Annotated in this window: 16 protein-coding genes; 7 read left to right on the plus strand and 9 right to left on the minus strand. The window is 62.5% G+C overall.

Features of this window, described 5'->3' with window-relative positions; all coding sequences use genetic code 11:
• Positions 1 to 619: 619 nt before the first annotated feature.
• The gene (hemW, locus tag HMPREF3087_RS00005) at positions 620 to 1,834 is read right to left on the minus strand and encodes a radical SAM family heme chaperone HemW (RefSeq protein ID WP_070427606.1); all 1,215 of its coding nucleotides are present in this window, start codon (positions 1,832 to 1,834) and stop codon (positions 620 to 622) included.
• 15 nt (positions 1,835 to 1,849) lie between these two features.
• Entirely contained in the window at positions 1,850 to 3,712 is a 1,863-nt protein-coding gene (gene lepA, locus HMPREF3087_RS00010; protein WP_070427607.1) for a translation elongation factor 4, read from the minus strand.
• 71 nt (positions 3,713 to 3,783) lie between these two features.
• On the opposite strand from lepA, the gene HMPREF3087_RS00015 reads away from it, so the two are divergent.
• Positions 3,784 to 4,515 (plus strand): type II toxin-antitoxin system PemK/MazF family toxin, encoded by a 732-nt coding sequence (locus HMPREF3087_RS00015; RefSeq protein ID WP_070427608.1) that lies wholly within the window; start codon positions 3,784 to 3,786, stop codon positions 4,513 to 4,515.
• Positions 4,516 to 4,764: 249 nt separating this feature from the next.
• Positions 4,765 to 5,031 carry a 30S ribosomal protein S20 gene (gene rpsT, locus HMPREF3087_RS00020; RefSeq protein WP_061941135.1) on the plus strand — a complete coding sequence of 89 codons (267 nt, stop codon included), beginning with the start codon at positions 4,765 to 4,767 and terminating at the stop codon, positions 5,029 to 5,031.
• Positions 5,032 to 5,146: 115 nt separating this feature from the next.
• Here rpsT and holA read toward each other — a convergent pair whose 3' ends face one another.
• The 5 genes from holA to HMPREF3087_RS00045 form a co-directional block, all read right to left on the minus strand.
• On the minus strand, positions 5,147 to 6,133 hold the full coding sequence (gene holA, locus HMPREF3087_RS00025) for a DNA polymerase III subunit delta (protein WP_070427609.1): 987 nt from the start codon (positions 6,131 to 6,133) through the stop codon (positions 5,147 to 5,149).
• Positions 6,134 to 6,142: 9 nt separating this feature from the next.
• Positions 6,143 to 8,344 (minus strand): ComEC/Rec2 family competence protein, encoded by a 2,202-nt coding sequence (locus HMPREF3087_RS00030; protein ID WP_070427610.1) that lies wholly within the window; start codon positions 8,342 to 8,344, stop codon positions 6,143 to 6,145.
• Positions 8,345 to 8,390: 46 nt separating this feature from the next.
• Positions 8,391 to 9,107, minus strand: a complete 717-nt coding sequence (locus HMPREF3087_RS00035; RefSeq protein ID WP_061941152.1) for a ComEA family DNA-binding protein — start codon at positions 9,105 to 9,107, stop codon at positions 8,391 to 8,393.
• Positions 9,108 to 9,216: 109 nt separating this feature from the next.
• Complete coding sequence (locus HMPREF3087_RS00040; RefSeq protein WP_070427611.1) at positions 9,217 to 10,179, minus strand: DegV family protein; 963 nt, start codon at positions 10,177 to 10,179, stop codon at positions 9,217 to 9,219.
• A 109-nt stretch (positions 10,180 to 10,288) separates the two neighbouring features.
• Positions 10,289 to 11,644, minus strand: coding sequence for a UDP-glucose dehydrogenase family protein (locus HMPREF3087_RS00045; RefSeq protein ID WP_083271934.1), 1,356 nt, complete (start codon positions 11,642 to 11,644; stop codon positions 10,289 to 10,291).
• 72 nt (positions 11,645 to 11,716) lie between these two features.
• Between HMPREF3087_RS00045 and HMPREF3087_RS00050 the strand changes: the two genes are divergently transcribed.
• Genes HMPREF3087_RS00050 through HMPREF3087_RS00060 form a run of 3 tightly spaced genes read left to right on the plus strand, consistent with a single transcriptional unit; the run spans position 11,717 to position 13,184 of the window.
• Positions 11,717 to 12,412, plus strand: coding sequence for a hypothetical protein (locus HMPREF3087_RS00050; RefSeq protein ID WP_070427613.1), 696 nt, complete (start codon positions 11,717 to 11,719; stop codon positions 12,410 to 12,412).
• Complete coding sequence (locus HMPREF3087_RS00055; protein WP_070427614.1) at positions 12,409 to 12,828, plus strand: CrcB family protein; 420 nt, start codon at positions 12,409 to 12,411, stop codon at positions 12,826 to 12,828. Before HMPREF3087_RS00050 ends, HMPREF3087_RS00055 begins: the two co-directional genes overlap by 4 nt.
• The gene (locus HMPREF3087_RS00060) at positions 12,825 to 13,184 is read left to right on the plus strand and encodes a fluoride efflux transporter FluC (protein WP_070427615.1); all 360 of its coding nucleotides are present in this window, start codon (positions 12,825 to 12,827) and stop codon (positions 13,182 to 13,184) included. Before HMPREF3087_RS00055 ends, HMPREF3087_RS00060 begins: the two co-directional genes overlap by 4 nt.
• Before the next feature lie 19 nt (positions 13,185 to 13,203).
• Here the strand turns inward: HMPREF3087_RS00060 and nadE are convergent, their stop codons facing one another.
• Positions 13,204 to 14,031 carry an ammonia-dependent NAD(+) synthetase gene (nadE, locus tag HMPREF3087_RS00065; protein ID WP_070423556.1) on the minus strand — a complete coding sequence of 276 codons (828 nt, stop codon included), beginning with the start codon at positions 14,029 to 14,031 and terminating at the stop codon, positions 13,204 to 13,206.
• 119 nt (positions 14,032 to 14,150) lie between these two features.
• A complete protein-coding gene (leuS, locus tag HMPREF3087_RS00070) occupies positions 14,151 to 17,024 on the minus strand; it encodes a leucine--tRNA ligase (protein WP_070427616.1) in 2,874 nt (957 codons plus the stop codon).
• Between the two features lie 135 nt (positions 17,025 to 17,159).
• On the opposite strand from leuS, the gene HMPREF3087_RS00075 reads away from it, so the two are divergent.
• Positions 17,160 to 18,962 (plus strand): AMP-dependent synthetase/ligase, encoded by a 1,803-nt coding sequence (locus HMPREF3087_RS00075; protein WP_062020972.1) that lies wholly within the window; start codon positions 17,160 to 17,162, stop codon positions 18,960 to 18,962.
• Between the two features lie 86 nt (positions 18,963 to 19,048).
• Positions 19,049 to 20,158, plus strand: a complete 1,110-nt coding sequence (gene ppk2 / locus HMPREF3087_RS00080) for a polyphosphate kinase 2 (protein WP_218078840.1) — start codon at positions 19,049 to 19,051, stop codon at positions 20,156 to 20,158.
• Positions 20,159 to 20,163 lie beyond the last annotated feature (5 nt).

The following is a 20,163-nucleotide window of genomic DNA, read 5'->3' on the forward strand; positions in this document are numbered from 1 at the left end:
GCTTGACAAACACCATAGGGACACCCCCCAAGCGCGCTTCCCAGGAGAGTCGTGGGGATGTAATATTCTAGGGCTAACAGGCGCTGAGCACGGAGCACCTGCGCGAATTGCACCGCGTCCAAAGCTGGCTCAGCAAACGCGAAAGTCCAATGTACTCATCTAAGCAGGTCACTTCTACCGGAACTTGCGGTAAGCACCGGTCTTGGACCTTCAGGTTCCTGCTGAGGGCAGCCGCAAGGATCTGTTGCTAAGACCCTGACCAGCCGCCACTGTCAGCATTAGGTTGCCCAGTCGGGAGTTAGTTTCGTATAGTCCGACCTGTAAGCCCCGTACCGACCGCTGGTTTCTACCATGTCGCCGGGGCATTGTTTTGGCATTCTGACTTAATGACTGATGTCGGCTTCTAGCGACAGCTGCCCACCAAAACCATGGAATAACCCATGTGGGTGCCCTACGTCCGCAGAACGCTAATGTACTGGTTAGAACTGATCGCCCCAAGTTCATTCTCACGTGGCGGCTCAGCCCAAGGTTGATCCAGCACTTAAGGCTGACGCCTAATACGCCAAGCCTGGTTCCAAAACTGTCAGGGGCACGAGGCGCCGCTCACCTGCCGCTGTGACTACAGGTATTCCGACAGCTCACGGACAATGAAATCCGCCATGAGTCGCCCACGCAATGTCAGCGCGAGCCATTCCTCATCAGGTTCTACAAGACCCTGCTGGGCAAACTGCTCCAGCAGAAGTTCAGTACCCGCAGGCAGCTCAGCCAGCCTCATGCCCTGCCGGATCCTGGCCCGCAGCATGAGGTCTTCCAGCCTGCGAGTATCCACGTCAAGCCCTTCGCGGCCAATGGCCGGCGACTGCCCTTGGCTCAGCCGATCAGCCCATGCTCGCGGGTGTTTGGCATTCCAGAAGCGCACTCCCCCAATGTGCGAGTGCGCGCCAGCGCCGAAGCCCCACCAGTCCTGACCCGTCCAGTAGGCATTGTTGTGGCGGCATTCATGGTCGGCAGTGCGCGCCCAATTGCTCACCTCGTACCAGTTCAGGCCAGCGGCAGAAAAAGCAGCGTCAGCCGCTGCATACTTATCTGCCAGATCGTCCTCATCGGGCATGGGAAGCTCACCACGGCGAACCTGCGCACCCATCTTGGTGCCCGGTTCGACAATGAGCGAATACGCCGAAATATGGTCCGGTTCCATCGCAACGGCTGCCTCAACAGACCGCTGCCAGTCCTCGGCTGATTCGCCCGGTGTGCCATAAATGAGGTCAACTGACACCTGCATACCGGCGTCCTTGACCCACTGAACAGCTTTGGGTACCTGCTCTGGATTGTGCGTGCGATCCAGTGTCGCCAATACGTGCGGCACAGCCGACTGCATGCCCATGGACACCCGCGTAAACCCAGCTTCAGCCAGCTTGGCCACATATTCAGGGCTTAAAGTGTCGGGGTTCGCCTCCGTCGTCACCTCGGCGTCATCCGCCAGGCTGAAAGCGTCCCGCACACGCTCAAGCACGTAGGCCAAATCAGCGGCCGGCAGAAGAGTCGGCGTCCCGCCGCCGAAGAATACGGTGCTCACAGCCCTGGCCGGGAAGTCAGCCAGAACGCGGGAGGCGAGCTCCACCTCGTGAGCTAGATTCCCAGCCCAATCGGAACGATTGGCACCCGGACCGAGTTCCTCGGCCGTATAGGTGTTGAAATCGCAGTAGCCGCAGCGCACCCGACAATAGGGCACGTGAATATAGGCACTGAGTGTGCGTGATTCGGCCCCAGCCTGCGCGGAGGCAGGCAGAGAACCGTCAAGCGGAGGAACGTCGCCGTCAGGCTGTGCCGGCACCGATCAGCTCTTCCGTCAGTTCTTCCCGCCGCCGGCAGCATCCGACGACAGTGCGGCAATGAACGCTTCCTGCGGAACTTCGACGGTTCCGACCATCTTCATGCGCTTCTTGCCTTCCTTCTGCTTCTCAAGCAGCTTGCGCTTACGGCTGATGTCACCGCCGTAGCACTTAGAAAGAACGTCCTTGCGGATAGCGCGAATCGTCTCGCGCGCAATGATGCGCGAACCGATCGCCGCCTGCACGGGAACTTCGAACTGCTGCCTGGGAATGAGCTCCTTGAGCTTCCCAGCCATCTTCACGCCGTAATGGTAGGCGTCATCACGGTGGACAATCGCAGAGAACGCATCCACGTGATCACCGTGCAGCAGAATGTCGACCTTGACGAGGTTGGCGGCCTGATCGCCGTCATCCTGGTAGTCAAGGGATGCGTAGCCGCGGGTGCGGGACTTCAGCTGGTCGAAGAAGTCGAACACGATTTCAGCCAGGGGCATGCGATAGCGCAGCTCCACACGGTCTTCCGACAGATAGTCCATGCCGTTCATCTGACCGCGCTTGCTCTGACACAGCTCCATGACGGGACCAACGAAATCCGACGGCGTGAGGATCGTTGCCGCAACCATCGGTTCGCGGACTTCCTTAATCTTGCCTTCCGGGTATTCGCTGGGGTTGGTCACCGTGTACTCGCTGCCGTCTTCCATCGTCACCTGGTACACAACAGACGGTGCGGTCGAAATGAGCGAAAGATCGTATTCGCGCTCCAGCCTGTCGCGCACAATCTCCAAGTGCAGCAGACCCAGGTAGCCGCAGCGGAAGCCGAAGCCAAGAGCCGCAGACGTTTCAGGCTCAAAAGTCAGCGCAGCATCGTTGAGCTGCAGCTTTTCCAGTGCATCACGCAGCACCGGGTAATCCGAACCGTCAATCGGGAACAGGCCGGAGAACACCATCGGCTTGGGCTCCTGATAGCCCTCGAGCGCCTCTTCAGCAGGGTCCGCGGCGGTCGTGATCGTGTCACCGACCTTCGATTGGCGCACGTCCTTCACACCCGTAATGAGGTAGCCGACCTCACCAACACCCAGACCCTTCGACGGTTTGGGCTCAGGCGAGGACACGCCGATCTCGAGGGTTTCGTGCGTCGATCCGGTCGAGAACATCTGGATCTTTTCGCGCGGAGCCAACTTGCCGTCGACCACGCGAACGTAGGTGACAACGCCGCGGTAGGTGTCGTAGACGGAGTCGAAGATCATTGCGCGGGCAGGAGCGTCCTTGTTGCCCTCCGGTGCGGGAATGTCGCTGACAATCCGGTCGAGAACATCCTCCACACCTTCACCGGTCTTACCGGACACGCGCAGGCAGTCTTCGGGTTCAACACCGATGAGGTTAGCCAGTTCCTCCGCGTACTTGTCCGGGTTCGCTGCCGGCAGGTCGATCTTGTTGAGCACGGGAACAATCGTCAGGTCGTGCTCCATCGCCATGTAGAGGTTCGCCAGTGTCTGGGCTTCAATGCCCTGCGCCGAGTCGACCAGCAGAAGCGCACCTTCACATGCGGCCAGCGAACGCGAAACCTCGTAGGAGAAGTCCACGTGGCCGGGAGTGTCGATCATGTTGAGTGCAAACGGTTCACCGTCATCCGTCATCCACGGCATGCGCACCGCCTGCGACTTGATCGTGATGCCGCGCTCGCGCTCGATGTCCATCCGGTCGAGGTACTGGGCGCGCATTTCACGCGGCTGCACCACCCCGGTCATCTGCAGCATACGGTCGGCAAGAGTCGACTTACCGTGGTCGATGTGGGCGATGATGCAGAAGTTGCGGATATTCGCAGGGTCGGTGGACGCCACCTGAATCCGCTGGGCAGCAGTATCGCTCACCTGAGGCATGAACGCTCCTTTGTGGGTCTCAAACAGCTCCTCATTGTCTCATACGCCCAGTCAGCGCTTATCGTTGACACATGGCGAACTCCAACTTCTCACAGCGCCTCATCCGCAGGGGGCTGCGCGCAGGAATCAACGCGCTCAGCCGCAGCGTCGACCAAGAACAGGTGGGTCGGCTGGCAGCCGACCTCCTCCTGGGAGGCGGGACCTCCACCTCGCCAGACTCACGAGGTGGAACTCACCGCGGTCCCGGCAGCTCGCCCGGGCGGGCCGATAAGCAGAAGACAAGCCCGCAGAAGCGCGGTGGCAGTCAGAAGAAACGCGACGACTTTTCGATCGCCCGGCGGGCTGAGAAGCAGCCGATCAAGCAGGGGTTCCCCAAACGGCCCTCCGGCGGCTACCCCGGTGACTTCACCGGTACGGTCCGCCCCGTCTACTCCCCTGACCTTGACGGCAATCCCGACCCCGGCGAAGTCGTGTGGGCGTGGGTTCCCTACGAAGAGGACTCCACGAAGGGCAAAGACCGCCCCGTTCTGCTTGTTGGCCACGACGGTTCATGGCTGCTGGGGCTCATGCTCACCTCACAAGACCACGTGCCCGGCAATGTTGGCGAAATCCGGCAGAACGACGGAACACCGTGGATCAACATCGGCTCCGGCGATTGGGACTCTAAAAACCGACCGTCGGAAATCCGCTTGGACCGGGTCATCCGCATTGCCCCCAATGCTGTGCGACGCGAGGGCTCCATCATACCCATGACGCTGTATTCGAAGATCGTGGAGAACATCGACACCGGCGGGCAAGGCTGACAGCAGCGCTGTGGGGCTGAGAAGAAGCCCCGCGTGTGGTGAAGACAACCGCACGAACGTCCCGCAGGAATTAGCGTTCGGACCCGCAAACCGCTAAGCTTTTGGCCGTATGTCCGCCAAGGTGTGTGTCTCACCATGGTCGGGCGGATGTACTCCTGATATTCAGGCGCCGGACGCTTTCCCCGCTGAGGGCGCATCGATTATCGGGAAGCCCTCACGACCTATTGAATTCGACAGAAGAGTGTTGAAGTGGCAAATATCAAGTCTCAGATCAAGCGGAACAAGACCAACGAAAAGGCTCGCCTGCGCAACCGCGCTGTGCGCAGCGAAGTTCGCGGTCACATCCGCAACGTCCGCGCAGCTATCGAAGCTGGCAACGCTGACGAAGCACAGGCAGCCCTGCAGGTTGCCTCGCGCAAGATCGACAAGGCAGTGAGCAAGGGTGTGCTGCACAAGAAGAACGCAGCAAACCGCAAGTCGCGCCTGGCTAAGGCTGTGAACGCGCTCAAGGCCTGATAAAGCCGACAAAAGGGGACGAACCGTGTGGTTCGTCCCCTTTTTCGTGCTGTTTTTGGGGTGCTTGGGGTGGGTTGCGGGCGTCGACAGTCGTAGTTCAGTGCCGGGGTTCGCTTCAGCGCCTGCGGGCTGCTTGGGCGACTTCCCGCACGAGGGTTTCGACGGCGAACTCGGGGTCCCGTCCCCCGCCCTTCACGGCTGCGTCAGCGGCAGCCACACTGAGAAGAGCCCGGCCGAGTTCCGCCTCGTTCCACTGGCGCACCTGCCGGCGCGCCCGATCCACCTGCCACGGCGCCATCTTGAGTTCCGCCGCCAGCTGTCCCGACGAACCGCTGAGCCCCTGCACCTTCGCCAGCTGACGGAGCTTCAGCGCAATCGCTGCAACAATCGGCACGGGATCAGTTCCCGTTGACAGTGCGTGACGGGTCAGCGCGAGCGCTTGCCCAGTATTGCCGGAACATGCCGCGTCAGCGACTTTGAAGCCCGTCGCTTCGACCCGTCCGCCGTAGTAGCGGTCGACGATCTGGTGGGTGATCTCGCCTTCCGTATCTGCAAGCAGCTGGCGGATACCCTGATCGAGTTCAGAAACATCTGATCCGAGTGCATCCATCAGGGCCGCGAGCGCATCCGGGCGAATGGAACGTCCGGCACGTTTGAATTCGCCTTCGGCAAAGGCGTTCTTGTCGGCTTCTGATTTCAGGGCCGATACGTCAATGCGGGGAAACTCTGCTTTTTCGAGCGCCTTGATCAGCCGTGCTCCCCTGTTGCCGCCTGAGTGTTTGAGGATGACGACCATGTCATCGGAGGGTTCAGCCGCGTAGGCGAGCGCGTCGTCTAAGAAGGAGTCGTTCATGGTGGCGCAGTTTTCGACCACCACTATCCCGCGGGTAGTGAACAGCGACGGTGCAGCCGCCTGTGCAAGCTCACCCGGTTGGTACGAACTGGCATCGAGGTGGGTGATGTCATCCCCGTGGGTTTTCTTCGCCTTGCGCAGCACGGTGTCTTGGGCTTTTCTGGCAAGAACGGCTTCCGGCCCGGAAATCAGCACGATGGGTGCCGGTTTGGCCCGGTGCCACGGGGTGAGGGTTTTCTTCGCTGCCACGGGATCAGCCTAGCGGTTCACGGCTGCTGTGCACCCGCCGAGGCCTGTCAGCTGTCCGTCTCGGCGGAGTACGACGGTGCCGCATTCGTCTGTGCGCAGCACCGGCACGGGGCCGAATGCGTCAAGCGCCTGTTGTGTTGGGTGGCCGTAGCGATTGTCAGCTCCGACAGACACTATCCCGGCGGAGGCTCCCACCTGGGTGAAGAAACCCTCATCGATGAACCGGGAACCGTGGTGGGGTGCGGTGAGGATGTCGGCGCTTATGTTCTCAGCCGCCATGGCTCTCTGTCCGTCTTCTTCGACGTCGCCTGTGACAAGAACTGAGACTTCGGCGGTTTCGACCTTGATGACAGCTGAGATCTGATTGCGCCCGTCGGCCTGTGCTGTCATCGCAGGCGGCGGCCACAGCACTTCCCACCGGATATCACCGGCTGAAAAGGCCATGCCGTCTGAAAGCCCCTGCACCTCGTGACCCGTGAGAGTCTGCACTTCGCTTACTCTGGGGTCCGCGAGGCTCGGAGCGGATGTCCACACTGCTTCGACTGTCCGCCCACCCGTCGTGGCAGCGCGCAGGCCCGCGTAGTGGTCGGCGTCGAAGTGGCTGATGATGACACTCGTCTGCCGCACTCTCAGAACAGACAAGCAGTCGGCGAGTTTCACCTCGTCCGGTCCGGCATCGATCAGCAGGGAGTGTGCGGCACTGAGCCGGACCACTGTCGCACTGCCCTGCCCGACATCGCAGAACGCGACCGTCCAGTCACCAGCGGGACGGTGAATAAAAGGCAGTCCCATCCCGGTTGCCAGCGCACAGACAGCAATAGCCACGGCGATGCGGCGGACCCTGGTTTTCCGAAAGCCGAGGACAGCAACACCAATGGCAATTCCAAGTAGGGCGGCCAGAATGACACCCGCGATTCCCGCCGCCCACGGCAGCACAGAACCAGGCAAAGCGGCAGCGGTGTGGGAGACCACCACAATCCACTGGGCAGGCCACTGGAGCAGCCAGCCCACACCATCAGCGAAGTATCCGAAAACGGCCCAGCCCGTGAGTACGTGCAGTCCCCCGGATGCAAGTACCGCAAGCCCTCCGATGACGATCGGCCCCAGTGCGGGAACCGCCACGATGTTTGCCGGTATAGACCACAGGTTCGGCTGACTGTCGATTGTCAGCAGGACCGGGAAAACACCCAGCTGAGCACACACCGGAACTGCGAGGAGGTTCGCGGCAAAGGACGGCATGAACCGACACAGCGCGGTTGTCATCGGCTGACTCAGCACAATCAGCGCACCGGCAGCACACACCGACAAGATGAAGCCGATCGATGTGGACAGCTCTGGTCGGATGATGATGACGCCGATGACTGCCGCCGCTATGAGCGCCAGACTGCGCTTACCGGTTCCGCGCACAACGGCGTAGGCTCCCACGAGCCCCATACCCGCGGCACGGATGACCGACGGCGCCGGACCCACAATGAAGACGAACCCTGCCACGATCACGACGGCCACTGCAGTCGATGCCAGCGGACGATGGCTGATCCAGCGGGCCAGCCACAGTGCGGTCATCGCAACAATCGCCAAGTGCGTACCCGAGACCGCCGACACGTGGGTCAGCGAGGCGATCTTCATGTCCTCCAACAGCGCGTCATCGGCCGTGGTCCGATTGCCGACCACCAGACCGGGCACCAACCCCGCACCTTCACTGCCTGCTGACACCGCCGCGTGGAACTCCTGTCGCACGTCCCGCCTGATGCGCCACGCGCCAACCGGTTCGCGCACATCTTCAAGCGCGGTGACGAAACCGGTTGCCTGCGCCCCTGCGCGCTTGAGCGACAGTTCCGCCTGGGCTGTGCTGCCGGCTTCGGGGAGTTCTTCACGTGACAACAGGGTGACCGGGCCGTCATCTGTTGAGGCCGCCGCTCGCCACCACCCCGAAGCGCTCTGGACCGGATCGCTGACGATCTTGACCTGCCCCGACAGGTCGCCTCCGTCTGGTGTGCCGAGCATGCGCACCGTGCTGACACCCACTGCGGCCATCCCAACGACAACACACGTCACCGCTACGAGCGCTGTCTTCTGCACGCCGCCGGATGACCGCGCAGTCCACGCCCACAGGCCAACAGCAATGAGTGCAAATGCCCCGGAGCCCAGCAGGATCGTCCAATCGGGGCCGGGAAGAGCAGCACACACCCACACGGCCGCAGCCGTTGCCACCAGGCGGAGTGTGACGGGATACTTCAGCGCATATCGAAAAAGATGCTCAGACGGTGGCGTTCGGCTTGATCTTCTCAAGGGTGGCCTCCCCGATGCCTGACACCTCTGTCAGCGCATCCACCGAGGCAAAAGGCCCTTTCTCCTCGCGGTACGCCACGATCGCGGCTGCCGTAACCGGTCCGATACCGGGCAGGTTCTCAAGTTCAGCTGCCGAGGCGGAATTGATGTTGATCTTCTGGCCCGCACCCGCCGCTGTGCCGCCGGCCGCGGAACCGGTGCCGCCTCCGGCTGTGCCCTGTGCCGTCTGCGGTGCGTTTGCACCGGCATCGTCAGCGATTTCCGGTACAACGATCTGTTCACCGTCTTTGACGACCCTGGCGAGATTCACCTGGGTGAGATCAGCGTTCTTCTTCGTCCCTCCGGCGGCGTCGAGAGCATCAACCACCCGTGCTTGTCCGTCGAGGGTGACAACACCCGGCTTCTTCACAGCCCCTGCGACGTGCACCTGCACGCTTGCCTTTTCGGTCGGCTGCGCAGTGATCTGCGCTGCCTCAGGCTGGCTGGTTCCGCGTGTCCTGAGGAAACCGAAAACACAGAGGGCGATGAGGACGATGATCATAAGCGACACAATAACCATCCGCCGCGGGAGCGGGCGGCTTTTGGGCAGCAGGTCGGCGATGTCATCGACGTCGTCGTCGGGCTGCCAGCCCTGCGCTGAGTTTTCCCGCAGGGCACCCAGTCTGTCTTCTGGTGAGCGTTTCATGCACCGCATTCAACCCCGTCGCCAAGCCCAGCGGAGGGTGCCTGTGGACAGTGTGAAACCATCCACAGCGGCAGACACAGAAGTGCCCGCCTGAAGTTGCAGGAGCTGTTTAGGGAACCAGTCGCACTTCTACGCCAGCAGCGCCTGGACCCACATGGGCTGTCACAACAGTCGACAGAACCGCCGTGTCCACGTCATCCCATTGAGCCTGTGCGGCCTCAAGGATGGCTTGGAACAGCGTGCTCGCTTCACCGTCTGTGGCTTCGGGGTGCATAACGGTCGCCTGCACCCGCAGGTTCTCCGCCCCGTCATGCGTCCGCATCGCGTCCACGGCGGCCACGGCCTCGTCGACTGCGCGACGTGCGGCCTTTGCGGTGGTGCGGACCCTGGCCGCTGGTTCCACGCGGCCTTCGTCGACCTGCAAGACGGGCACGATCTTCAGTGCGCGTCCGAACAAAGCCGCCGCGCCGCCGATTCTTCCTCCCCTGTGCAGGTACTCGAGTGTTTCGGGGACAAAGAAGGTTGCGCTGTACTGTGCGGCGGCTTTTTCTGCGGCATCGCCGCAAGCTGCGACACCCTGCTGTGCGTATGCGGCCGCCCAGTGGGCGATGCCGACGGAGCCGGCGCTGGCGGTGCGCGAATCAATCACCCGGATGCCCACGGCTTCGCCCGGCCGACCGCCGTCCGCCCCAATACCGCCGTCCGCCCCATCATCGTCAGCAGCAAGCCTCCGTTCCTGAGCAACCTGTGCAGCCGCGGCCACCGCGGCTTTATAGGTGCCGGACATCTCTGACGAGAGCGTGATGATGATGATGCCGTCAGCCCCGTCGTCCAGCAGTTCGCGAATCGCAGCGGCGAAGTCTTCGACGGCGGGCATCGAAGTCCGCGCGGTGCTTCCATTGCGCATACGCGAGCACAGCTCAGACGGGTCCAGCTGTGAATCCCGGAACTCGTCATCGTCAATCGTGACCGTGAGGTCGACTGTGCGAACCCGCCCGGCAAACGCCTCGGTGATCGTTGTGCGGTCAGAGTCGCTCAGCCGCACGGTGGAATCGAGAACCAGACCGATCACAGCGCACCCCCGAGACCGTCCACTCTGAGACCATCCACCTCGCAGCCACGACTCCCGCGATTCCCGCGACCGACCCCACAGCTGCCGCGCCCGCTGAAAGAACCCAAGCTCATTCCTGCCTGCCCAGACCGCGGACCGTCCAGCCGGCGTCGCGGTAGGCCTTGCGGTCGACGACGTTGCGGCCGTCCACGATGACCTTCTGCGCAACGAGTTCGCCGGCAGCCACCGGGTCGAGGTCCTTGTACTGCTGCCATTCGGTCAGCAGAACGACACCGTCGGCTCCGGTAAGGGCCTCTGTCAGGTCCGGCGTGTAGGTCAGCTCGGGATCGCGCAGGCGTGCGTTTTCAATCGCCTCGGGATCGGTGATGACGACCTGTGCGCCGGCCTGTTCCAGGCGTTCAGCAACATCGAGTGCAGGAGAGTCTCGGACGTCGTCGGTATTCGGTTTGAACGCAATGCCCAGCACCGTGATCCGCTTGCCGGTGAGGTCGCCGCCGAGTGCTTCGCACGTCAGGTCGACCATGCGGGCGCGCCTGCGCATGTTGATGCTGTCAACCTCCCGCAGGAAGCTCACGGCCTGTTCGACTCCGAGTTCGTCGGCACGGGCGATGAAGGCGCGAATGTCCTTCGGCAGGCAGCCGCCGCCGAAGCCCAGACCGGCGTTGAGGAACCGGCGCCCAATGCGCTTGTCCATGCCGATGGCGTCAGCCAGCACGGCAACGTCGCCACCGGCTGTTTCGCACAGTTCGGCCATGGCGTTGATGAACGAAATCTTGGTCGCGAGGAACGAGTTCGCGGCAGTCTTGACCAGTTCAGCCGTCTGGTAGTCCATAACGAGCCGTGGGGTTGCTTCTTCTTCGCGCAGGTTGTGCGCGTACACCTCATCGAGGATTGCCACAGCCGGGTCGTCTTCGCTGCCGCTTTCGACCCCGTAGATGATCCTGTCTGGGCGAAGGGTGTCTTCGACCGCGTGGCCTTCGCGCAGAAACTCCGGGTTCCAGGCGAGTTTCGCTCCCGTCGGTGCGATCTTCTTCGCCAGTTCAGCTGCCGAACCCACCGGCACGGTTGACTTGCCCACAACCAGGTCGCCGGGCTTGAGGTGGGGCATGAGATCGCTGATCGCAGAGTTCACGTAGGTCATGTCGGCCGCGTTGCTGTCTTTCGACTGCGGCGTGCCCACACAGATGAAGTGGACCGTGGCCGCCGCCACACGGGAGATATCCGATGTGAACAGCAGGCGCTGCGCTGTTCCGTCCGCGCCTTTCTGTCCGGCTGAATGATCCGCCTGCCCCGCTTCCAGCAGCTCAGCAAGGCCGGGTTCAAAGAACGGCGGCTGGTAGTTCTCCAGCTTCTGCACCTTCTGCTTGTCGGTGTCGACACCGACAACGGTGTGTCCGACGGAAGCCATGGCGGCGGCGTGCACCGCTCCGAGATAACCACAGCCGATGACCGAAATGTGAGTCAATTGACCCTCTCCTCGCAGGTGATCAGTTCTGCCTCCCATAGTCCCACGGGTGACCGTACTAAGGTTGACGGTGTGAAGCGTTTTACCGACTTTCTCGTGAATTCCCTGCCGGCACTGCTCATTGCGGTCGCCGCTGTTGTCATCGTGGCTGTGGGAATCGTCGCGGCTGTCATCTTCCCCGGTACCGCAGCTGTTGTCATCGGCCTCATCATCGTCGTCGCAGGCCTGGTCGTTTTGGCCGGCACTGTCGGCATCGGCGCAGAGTGGGCACGCACGCAGAACCGCATTGACGCGCTCAACGCCGAAGTCGCGGAAGCCCGCAGTGCCGAGAACACCGTCTACTACGCGGCCGAACTGCCAGAAGAAGACCAGCCCGACGCCCCCGCCGCGCAGAAGCTGCTCGAAGTCTTCGCCGCTGACAGCCCGCTGATGGAGAATCTCCGCATCGATCGCGGTCAGGACCTCCCGACCCAAGGCGCAGCTCAGCTTGACGGCTTTCTCAGTTCGTCAGCCAAGCAGTCGTTCTCTGATGCCGCGGTCCACTCTGCTTTTATGAGCGTTTTCCGTGCCGCCCGCGATCTGCGCGAATGGCTCAAGGCTGAAACCGTGGAAGCCGACGGCATCCTGTCGATCACCCCCGGCGATGCGCGGGAAGGCGGATGGCGCGAATTCTCGGCGGCCGCAGCACAGGGTGACACTCTCGCGCAGAACCTGCTGACAGCACGCTCGGCATTTGAACGAGCCGCGCTCGAAGCCGATCTCCTGTGACTTCCGCTGCCCACGCAGCCGAACCGTCTGAATCTGAACCCCCAGGCGCCACCGCACAGGCCGTGCCTCCGCACCTGCTGAGCAGGTTGGCGGCGGTTTTCATCGGCGGTATGGCCGGCACTGCTCTTCGCGCAGGACTGGGTCTGCTGTTTGCAGAAGGCCCAGCACTGCTTGCCGCCAATACCGTGGCGTGCGGTCTGCTTGGCTTCGCCCTGACATCGCGCTTAACCGCGCACCCGCTTGTTCGCCTGGCCCTCGGCACGGGACTGGCTGGCGCGCTGTCAAGCACGTCCGCAATCGCCGTGCACAGTGGGCTGACCGAATCCGCGTTCTACCCACTGCTGTCAATCGCGGCGGGGCTTGCGGCAGCGGTCGCCGCAATAATCATCGGCCGCCGATTCTCAGGGCGAGCATGACCGGGCTTGTTTTCTTCGCCGTGTGCGCCGCGGGCGGCCTGGGTGCGGTCGCGCGCTATCTGCTCGACAGCGCTCTCACGCGCCTGTTCCGCTCTCCCGCGTGGCCTGTCGGCATCTTTGCTGTCAACCTGGTCGGCAGCTGTGCTGCCGGAGCCGCCGCGGCCGGTCTTACTGGGAACGAGGTGCCGCTGATCTCGACCGGTTTCCTCGGGGGCTTCACAACGTTCTCAACACTCATGGTGTCAGTCGTGCAGATGTTGTCTACTCGCCGGATTGCTCTAGCGGTCAGCTACCTCGCGGCCACCGCGATCTTCTGCGGTGCCGGCGCCTGGGTGTTCTACCTGCTGTCCGGCTGAGGCCTTTGGGCACGCGAACTCAGCAGCGAATCCACCAGTCGGTCTGCGGTGTTACCGGCACGGTGCGCTTGTGCCTGCTGCGCATAAAGAGCTGTTCGATTTTCATCGCGACGTCGTCGGGGACTTCGCCGCCTTCGAGGTAGGTGTCGATCTCCTCGTAGCTCACACCGAGCGCGTCTTCGTCGGACTGTCCGGGCGCGTCGTCCAGCAGGTCAGCTGTCGGCGTCTTCTCGTACAGGCGGGCGGGAGCTTCCATTTCTTCCAAAAGGGCACGGCCCTGGCGTTTGGTCAGCCCGTACAGGGGCATGACGTCCGCTCCTCCGTCACCGAACTTCGTGTAGAAGCCCGTGACTGCTTCTGCCGCGTGGTCGGAGCCGACAACCAGCTGGCCAGCAGCACCGGCGATTGCGTACTGGGCGGTCATGCGGATGCGGGCTTTCACGTTGCCGCGGTTGAAATCGCTCATCGGTTCGCCGAGAGTTTCAGTGAATTCGTCTGCGAGAGCATCAACGGAGTTGCCGATGTTGAAGTCAACGTCTTTGTCAGGCTGGATGAACTCCATGGCCAGCTGCACGTCTTCGTGGTCTGACTGGACGCGGTAGGGCAGCCGCACAGCGGTGAAGGTGACGTCTTCGCCCAGCGAGCGCAGCTTCTCCGCTGCCATCTGGCACATACGGCCGGCAAGCGTGGAATCCTGGCCGCCGGAAATGCCCAGCACAAAACCGCGGGCCCCCGTTGTCAGGCAGTAGTCGACAAGGAACTGCACGCGCACAGCGATTTCGTCGCGCGGTTCAATGGTCGGCCTTACTACCAGGGAAGCCCGGATCTCATCAGCAAGCCTAGTCATGAACTCCACGGTAGCCCGAAGAAGAATTCACACCAATTAAACAGCGCACAAACAGACCGTCTGCAGGTGTGAGTTTCACAACAGCAGACGGCCTGCGTCACAAAAGGGCGTCGGAAGCTTTAGGCGTCCGGCACCAGGTTGACGAGCTTGGGGGCCTTAACGATCACGCGGCGCAGACCTGTACCGGCCAGTGCCCGCTGGGCCCCCGGCGATTCGATGGCGAGCTTCTCAAGCTCTTCTTCCGTGATGTCTGCAGGAACTTCGAGCCGGTCGCGGACTTTGCCCTTGACCTGCACGACTGCAGTCACGGTTTCGGCCTTCAGATAGCGTTCGTCAGCTTCCGGGAAGGCGCGGTAGGCAAGGGTTTCTTCGTGACCGAGGCGCTCCCACAGCTCTTCCGCAATGTGCGGTGCCAGCGGGCCGGTCATCTGCACGAGGGCCTCAACAGCCTCCCGAGGCGCCTTCCCCGCCTTGGTCAGGTGGTTGGTGAGAACAATGAGCTTCGCCACCGCGGTGTTGAAGTGCATGTTCTCCATGTCTTCCGTGACACCGGCGATCGCCGTGTGCATGGCGCGCAGGGTCTCTTCGTCCGGGGCGTCATCGGTGACCAGCAGCTCACCGGAGTCCTCATCCACAACCAGACGCCACAGGCGCTGCAGGAAGCGCTGCGAGCCGACAACCGCGCGGGTCTCCCACGGTCGCGACATGACGAGCGGGCCCATCGACATTTCGTAGACACGGAAGGTGTCGGCACCGAAAGCGGCATACATTTCATCCGGAGTGACGACGTTCTTGAGCGATTTGCCCATCTTGCCGTATTCGCGGTTCACCTCTTCGCCGTCGAACCAGTAGGTGGTTTCACCGGCCTCATCCGTACGCTCTTCGACTTCCGCGGCCGGCACGTAGACCCCGCGGGAATCCGTGTAGGCATAAGCCTGAATGTAGCCCTGGTTCACCAGACGATGGAACGGCTCAGACGAGGAAATGTGGCCAAGGTCGAACAGCACCTTGTGCCAGAAGCGGGCGTACAGCAGGTGCAGAACTGCGTGTTCAACACCGCCGACGTAAAGACCCGCACCGCCGGCAGGCCGCTCCGCTGTCGGGCCAAGCCAGTACGCCTCGTTCTGCGGGTCGACCAGAACACTGTCGTTCTTCGGGTCCGCGTAGCGCAGCTGGTACCAAGACGATCCGGCCCAGTTGGGCATCGTGTTGGTTTCCCGGCGGTACTGCTTGGGCCCATTACCCAGGTCGAGGGTAACGTTGACCCACTCTTCCTTGCGTCCAAGCGGCGGTTCCGGTTCCGAAGCAGCGTCGTCCGCATCGAAGGTGCGCGGCGAGAAGTCGTCCATTTCCGGCAGGTCGACCGGCAGCTGGTCTTCCGGAAGTGCGTGTGGGACGCCGTCTTCGTCGTACACGATGGGGAAAGGCTCACCCCAGTAGCGCTGACGGGAGAACAGCCAGTCGCGCAGACGGTACTGCGTGGTCTCTTCAGCCAGGCCCTGGCCGGCCAGCCATTCGGCGACAGCGGTCTTGGCAGCTTCGACTTCCATGCCGTTGACATCGATGTCGGCGTTGGCGGAGTTGATCTTCTCCCCTTCACCCTGATAGGCCGAGTCTTCGTCGTGGTCGGCATCCGGCTGGACGGTGCGGATATAGGGCAGGTCGAACACCTTCGCGAAATCCCAGTCACGGGGGTCTTCAGCGGGAACACCCATAACGGCGCCCGTGCCGTAGCCCATGAGCACATAGTCAGCAATGAAGACGGGAATGCGCTTGCCCGTTGCCGGGTTCGTTGAATAGGTGCCGGTGAAGACACCGGTCTTGTTCTTGTCCTGCTGTCGCTCCACGGGGGTGCGCCCGGCTGCCCAGCGCTGGTACTCCTCTACCGCCGCAGCGGGAGTGTCCTTACCGCCCTTCCAGCTGTCGGGAGTGTCAGCGGGCCACTGCTCGGCAGTGTAGGACTCGACGAGCGGGTGCTCCGGTGACAGAACGAGGAACGTTCCGCCGAACACCGTGTCGGCGCGGGTCGTGTAGACCTCAATGCGCTCCAGGCCCTCTGTCTGCGGTTCGTAGCGCAGGAAAGCACCCGTCGAACGGCCGATCCAGTTGCGCTGCATGGCCTTGATCGCATCCGGCCAGTCGACCTTGTCAAGGTCATCAGCCAGACGGTCGGCATAGGCGGTGATGCGCATGTTCCACTGCCGCAGGCTGCGGGTATACACCGGGAAGTTTCCGCGCTCCGAAAGGCCTTCGGCCGTGACCTCTTCGTTCGCGAGCACTGTTCCCAGGCCCGGGCACCAGTTGACCGGGGATTCCGAAACATAGGCCAGGCGGTATTCCTGCAGCACGCCTTCACGCTCGGCGGCACTGAGCTCGGCCCACGGTCCGCGGCCGGTGTCGCGCCCCTGCTCGAACTGAGCGACCAGTTCCGAGATCGGGCGGGCGGCACCTCGTCCGCCCTCAGCTTCAGGGTCGTACCAGGAATTGAAGATCTGCAGGAAGATCCACTGCGTCCACTTGACGAACTCCGGGTCCGTCGTGGCAAAAGAACGGCGAGGGTCGTGTGCCAGGCCCATGCGGAACAGCTGCTTCTGCATGTTGGCGATGGCAGCGTCCGTCGTCACACGCGGGTGCTGACCTGTCTGCAGTGCGTACTGTTCGGCCGGCAGGCCGAAGGCGTCATAGCCCAGGGCGTGCATGACGTTCTTGCCGCGCATGCGCAGGAACCGGCCGTAGGTGTCAGTCGACACGTAGCCCAGCGGGTGTCCCACGTGAAGGCCAGCGCCCGACGGGTACGGGAACATGTCCATGATGTAGACCGGTTCGCGGTCTTTCGCCGAAAACCCGTTGATCGGCTCGGCGAGATCACCCGTGGGGTTCGGAGCGGCGAAGGTCTGCTGCTCCTGCCACCGACGCTGCCACTTCTGTTCGATCTTTTCGGCAAGAGCCGCGTCGTATCGAAAAGAGGCGGGCTTGGGCGACGTAGACGTCATCGGGGTCCTTCCAGGTGAACAGGGTGGGTCGCGGCCAATTCTATGCACAGGCGCAAGCGAACGCTCAGCGTGTCCGAAAGGTGCACAGGCGCGAGATCACCAATACGATGGCAGTAACAATTCGAAGGAGATTGCATGACGCTGATGATGCCGATGTCGTCGACGCCGCTCGAGTTCGAGCTTGACACCGTGTCGACCATCCCCGACGCCCTGATCGCACGAGTGGAAATCGACCCCCACGCGCATCTGCTCAGCCGTCTTGAGAGCGGCCGCGAAGAAGAAGTGAGCGCCCGCGAATTCCTGTCCGACATCCTGGCGCGCGCAAAAGGACTCATGAAGCGCGGAGTCGGCCCCGGCGTGCGCGTGGGCATCTTCGGGCCCACCAGCTACGACTGGACCGTCATGGACTTCGCCATCAGCTTCGCCGGCGGCATTTCGGTCCCTTTCTACGACACGTCAAGCCGTGACCAGGTCGCATGGATCCTCGAAGACGCCGGCGTCACGATCGCCGCTGCACAAGACGAGGAATACGCCCAGCGCCTGCGCGAAGCCGCAGCCGGTGACATCGAGGTCGTCGTCTGGGACAACGGCTGCCCCGAGCTCGTCGCCGAAGGCCGTTCGGTCAGCGACGACGAACTCACACAGCACCGCTCCGCAGTCCAGCAGGCTGATGTCGCCACGATCATCTACACCTCCGGCACCACCGGCAAATCGCGCGGCTGCGAACTCACCCACGCCAACTTCGTACAGACGGTGCAGGCGGCCCGCGCCCACGTTCCGGAAGTCTTCTACACCGGAGCCCGCTGCCTGCTGTTCTTGCCCACAGCACACGTTTTCGCCCGCTTCATCCAGACGGCGTGCATCATCCAGGGCGTCGTACTGGCTCACGAAGCCGATCTGACCAAACTCACCGAATCGCTCGGCCTGTTCCGCCCCACCTTCATCCTGGGCGTGCCCCGCGTCTTCGAAAAGGTGTTCAACGCCGCCCTGCAGAACGCTGAGTCCTCCGGCAAGGGAAAGATCTTCAGCGCTGCCGAAAACGTCGCCGTCGCCTTCTCGGAGGCCAAGTCCAAAGGCAAGGTGCCACTGGGCCTGAAACTGCAGCACGCAGTGTTCGACAAGCTTGTCTACAGCAAGCTGCGCAACATCCTCGGCGGCCAGGCGGCACACGCCGTGTCTGGCGGGGGCCCGCTGGGCTCTCGCCTGGGTCACTTCTTCGCCGGCGTCGGCATCGATGTCCTAGAAGGCTACGGTCTGACGGAGACCACGGCGCCCATCAGCGTCAACACCCCGGGGCGCAGCCGTATCGGCACGGTCGGCACTCCCCTGCCGGGCTGTTCTGTCGCGCTGGCACCCGACGGTGAAATGCTCGCCAAGGGCGTGTGCGTGTTCAAGGACTACCTGCACAACGACGAAGCCACCAAGAACAGCTTCGTCGACGGCTGGTTCCGCACCGGGGACATGGGATCGATTGACGAAGACGGATTCATCACCATCACCGGCCGCAAAAAGGAGCTCATCGTCACCGCCGGCGGCAAGAACGTCGCACCGGCGCCCTTGGAAGACATCATCAGGCGCCACCCTGTGGTCGGCCAGCCGGTCGTCATCGGCGAGGGACAGAAGTTCGTTTCCGCGCTCATCTTCCTCGATTCGGAAATGCTTCCCGGTTGGCTCGAAAGCAAGGGCCTGCCGGAAATGAGCCTTGAGGAAGCAGCCAAGCACGAACGGGTGCAGCACGCTGTTCAAAAGGTTATCGACCGGGCAAATAAGACGGTGTCCCGCGCGGAGTCGATTCGCTCCTTCCGTATTCTGCCGGTCGAACTGACTGTCGAGAACGGCTACCTGTCGGCCAAGCAGTCGGTCAAGCGCCACCTGGTCACGCGCGACTTCGCTGAGGCCATCGACGACATCTACGCACAGCACAAACCAGCCGAATGATCATCTGAGATCACGCGGCAAGACGCACGCTTCTGATCCATGAACAGACGCTCCATGAACCCTGTGAATTCTCTTAAGATGGAACTATGAACGCTCAGAACAAAGACCCGCGCAAGCCCTCCGCCACTCCCGTGCAGAAACCGGAAGGCGCCACCGCGAAGCCGGCCGCCAAGAAGCCCGCAGCAGCCGCTGACAAGCCCGACACCTCGGCCCCTGCGGCTGACAAGTCGCAGTCGACCGAAACGGCACAGGCCGCAAAGTCTGACGCTGATGCCAAGTTCGAACTCACACCCCAGGGTGTGCCGGACTTCGCCAACGAAATCGACTCGATTCGCTCGCTGCGCAACAGCCTGGAAAAGCGCAAGGGGCCGAAGTCGGACGCGTGGAAGATCAACTACCCGTACGACGAAAAGCTCGGCCGCAAGGAATACGAGCGGACCAAGCGCGCACTGCAGATCGAACTGCTGAAGCTGCAGACCTGGATCAAGGAAAGCGGCCAGAAGCTCGTCATCATCTTCGAAGGCCGCGACGCAGCCGGCAAGGGCGGAACCATCAAGCGGTTCATGGAGCACCTCAACCCGCGCGGTGCCCGCGTCGTCGCCTTGGAAAAGCCGACTGAGCGCGAACAGACCCAGTGGTACTTCCAGCGCTACGTCTACCACCTGCCGGCAGCCGGCGAAATGGTGCTGTTCGACCGCTCCTGGTACAACCGTGCCGGCGTTGAGCGCGTCATGGGCTACTGCACGCCGGAAGAGTACCTCGAGTTCACCCGCTCGGCCCCGCAGTTTGAGAACATGCTCGTCAACTCCGGAATCCACCTGGTCAAGTTCTGGTTCTCCGTCGGCCGTGAAGAACAGCTGCACCGCTTCGCATCGCGCAGCAACGACCCGGTTCGCCAGTGGAAGCTCTCCCCGACTGACCTCGCCAGCCTCGACAAGTGGGACTCCTACACCGAGGCCAAGGAGGCCATGTTCTTCTACACCGACACCGCCGCAGCACCGTGGACGGTTGTGAAGTCCAACGACAAGAAGCGCGCCCGCCTCGAGGCTATTCGCCACGTTCTCAACCAGTTTGACTACCCTGGCAAGGACGAAGAGATCGCAACCGCACCCGACCCACTCATCCTCGGGTCCCGCTTCGACATCTACGATTCGGGTGAAACTCCCGGCGTGCGGTTCGACACCCTCGAAATCTGATTAGG

Origin of the sequence: Brevibacterium sp. HMSC22B09, assembly GCF_001806795.1 — a bacterium.
In the GTDB taxonomy this organism is placed as follows: Bacteria; Actinomycetota; Actinomycetes; order Actinomycetales; family Brevibacteriaceae; genus Brevibacterium; species Brevibacterium ravenspurgense.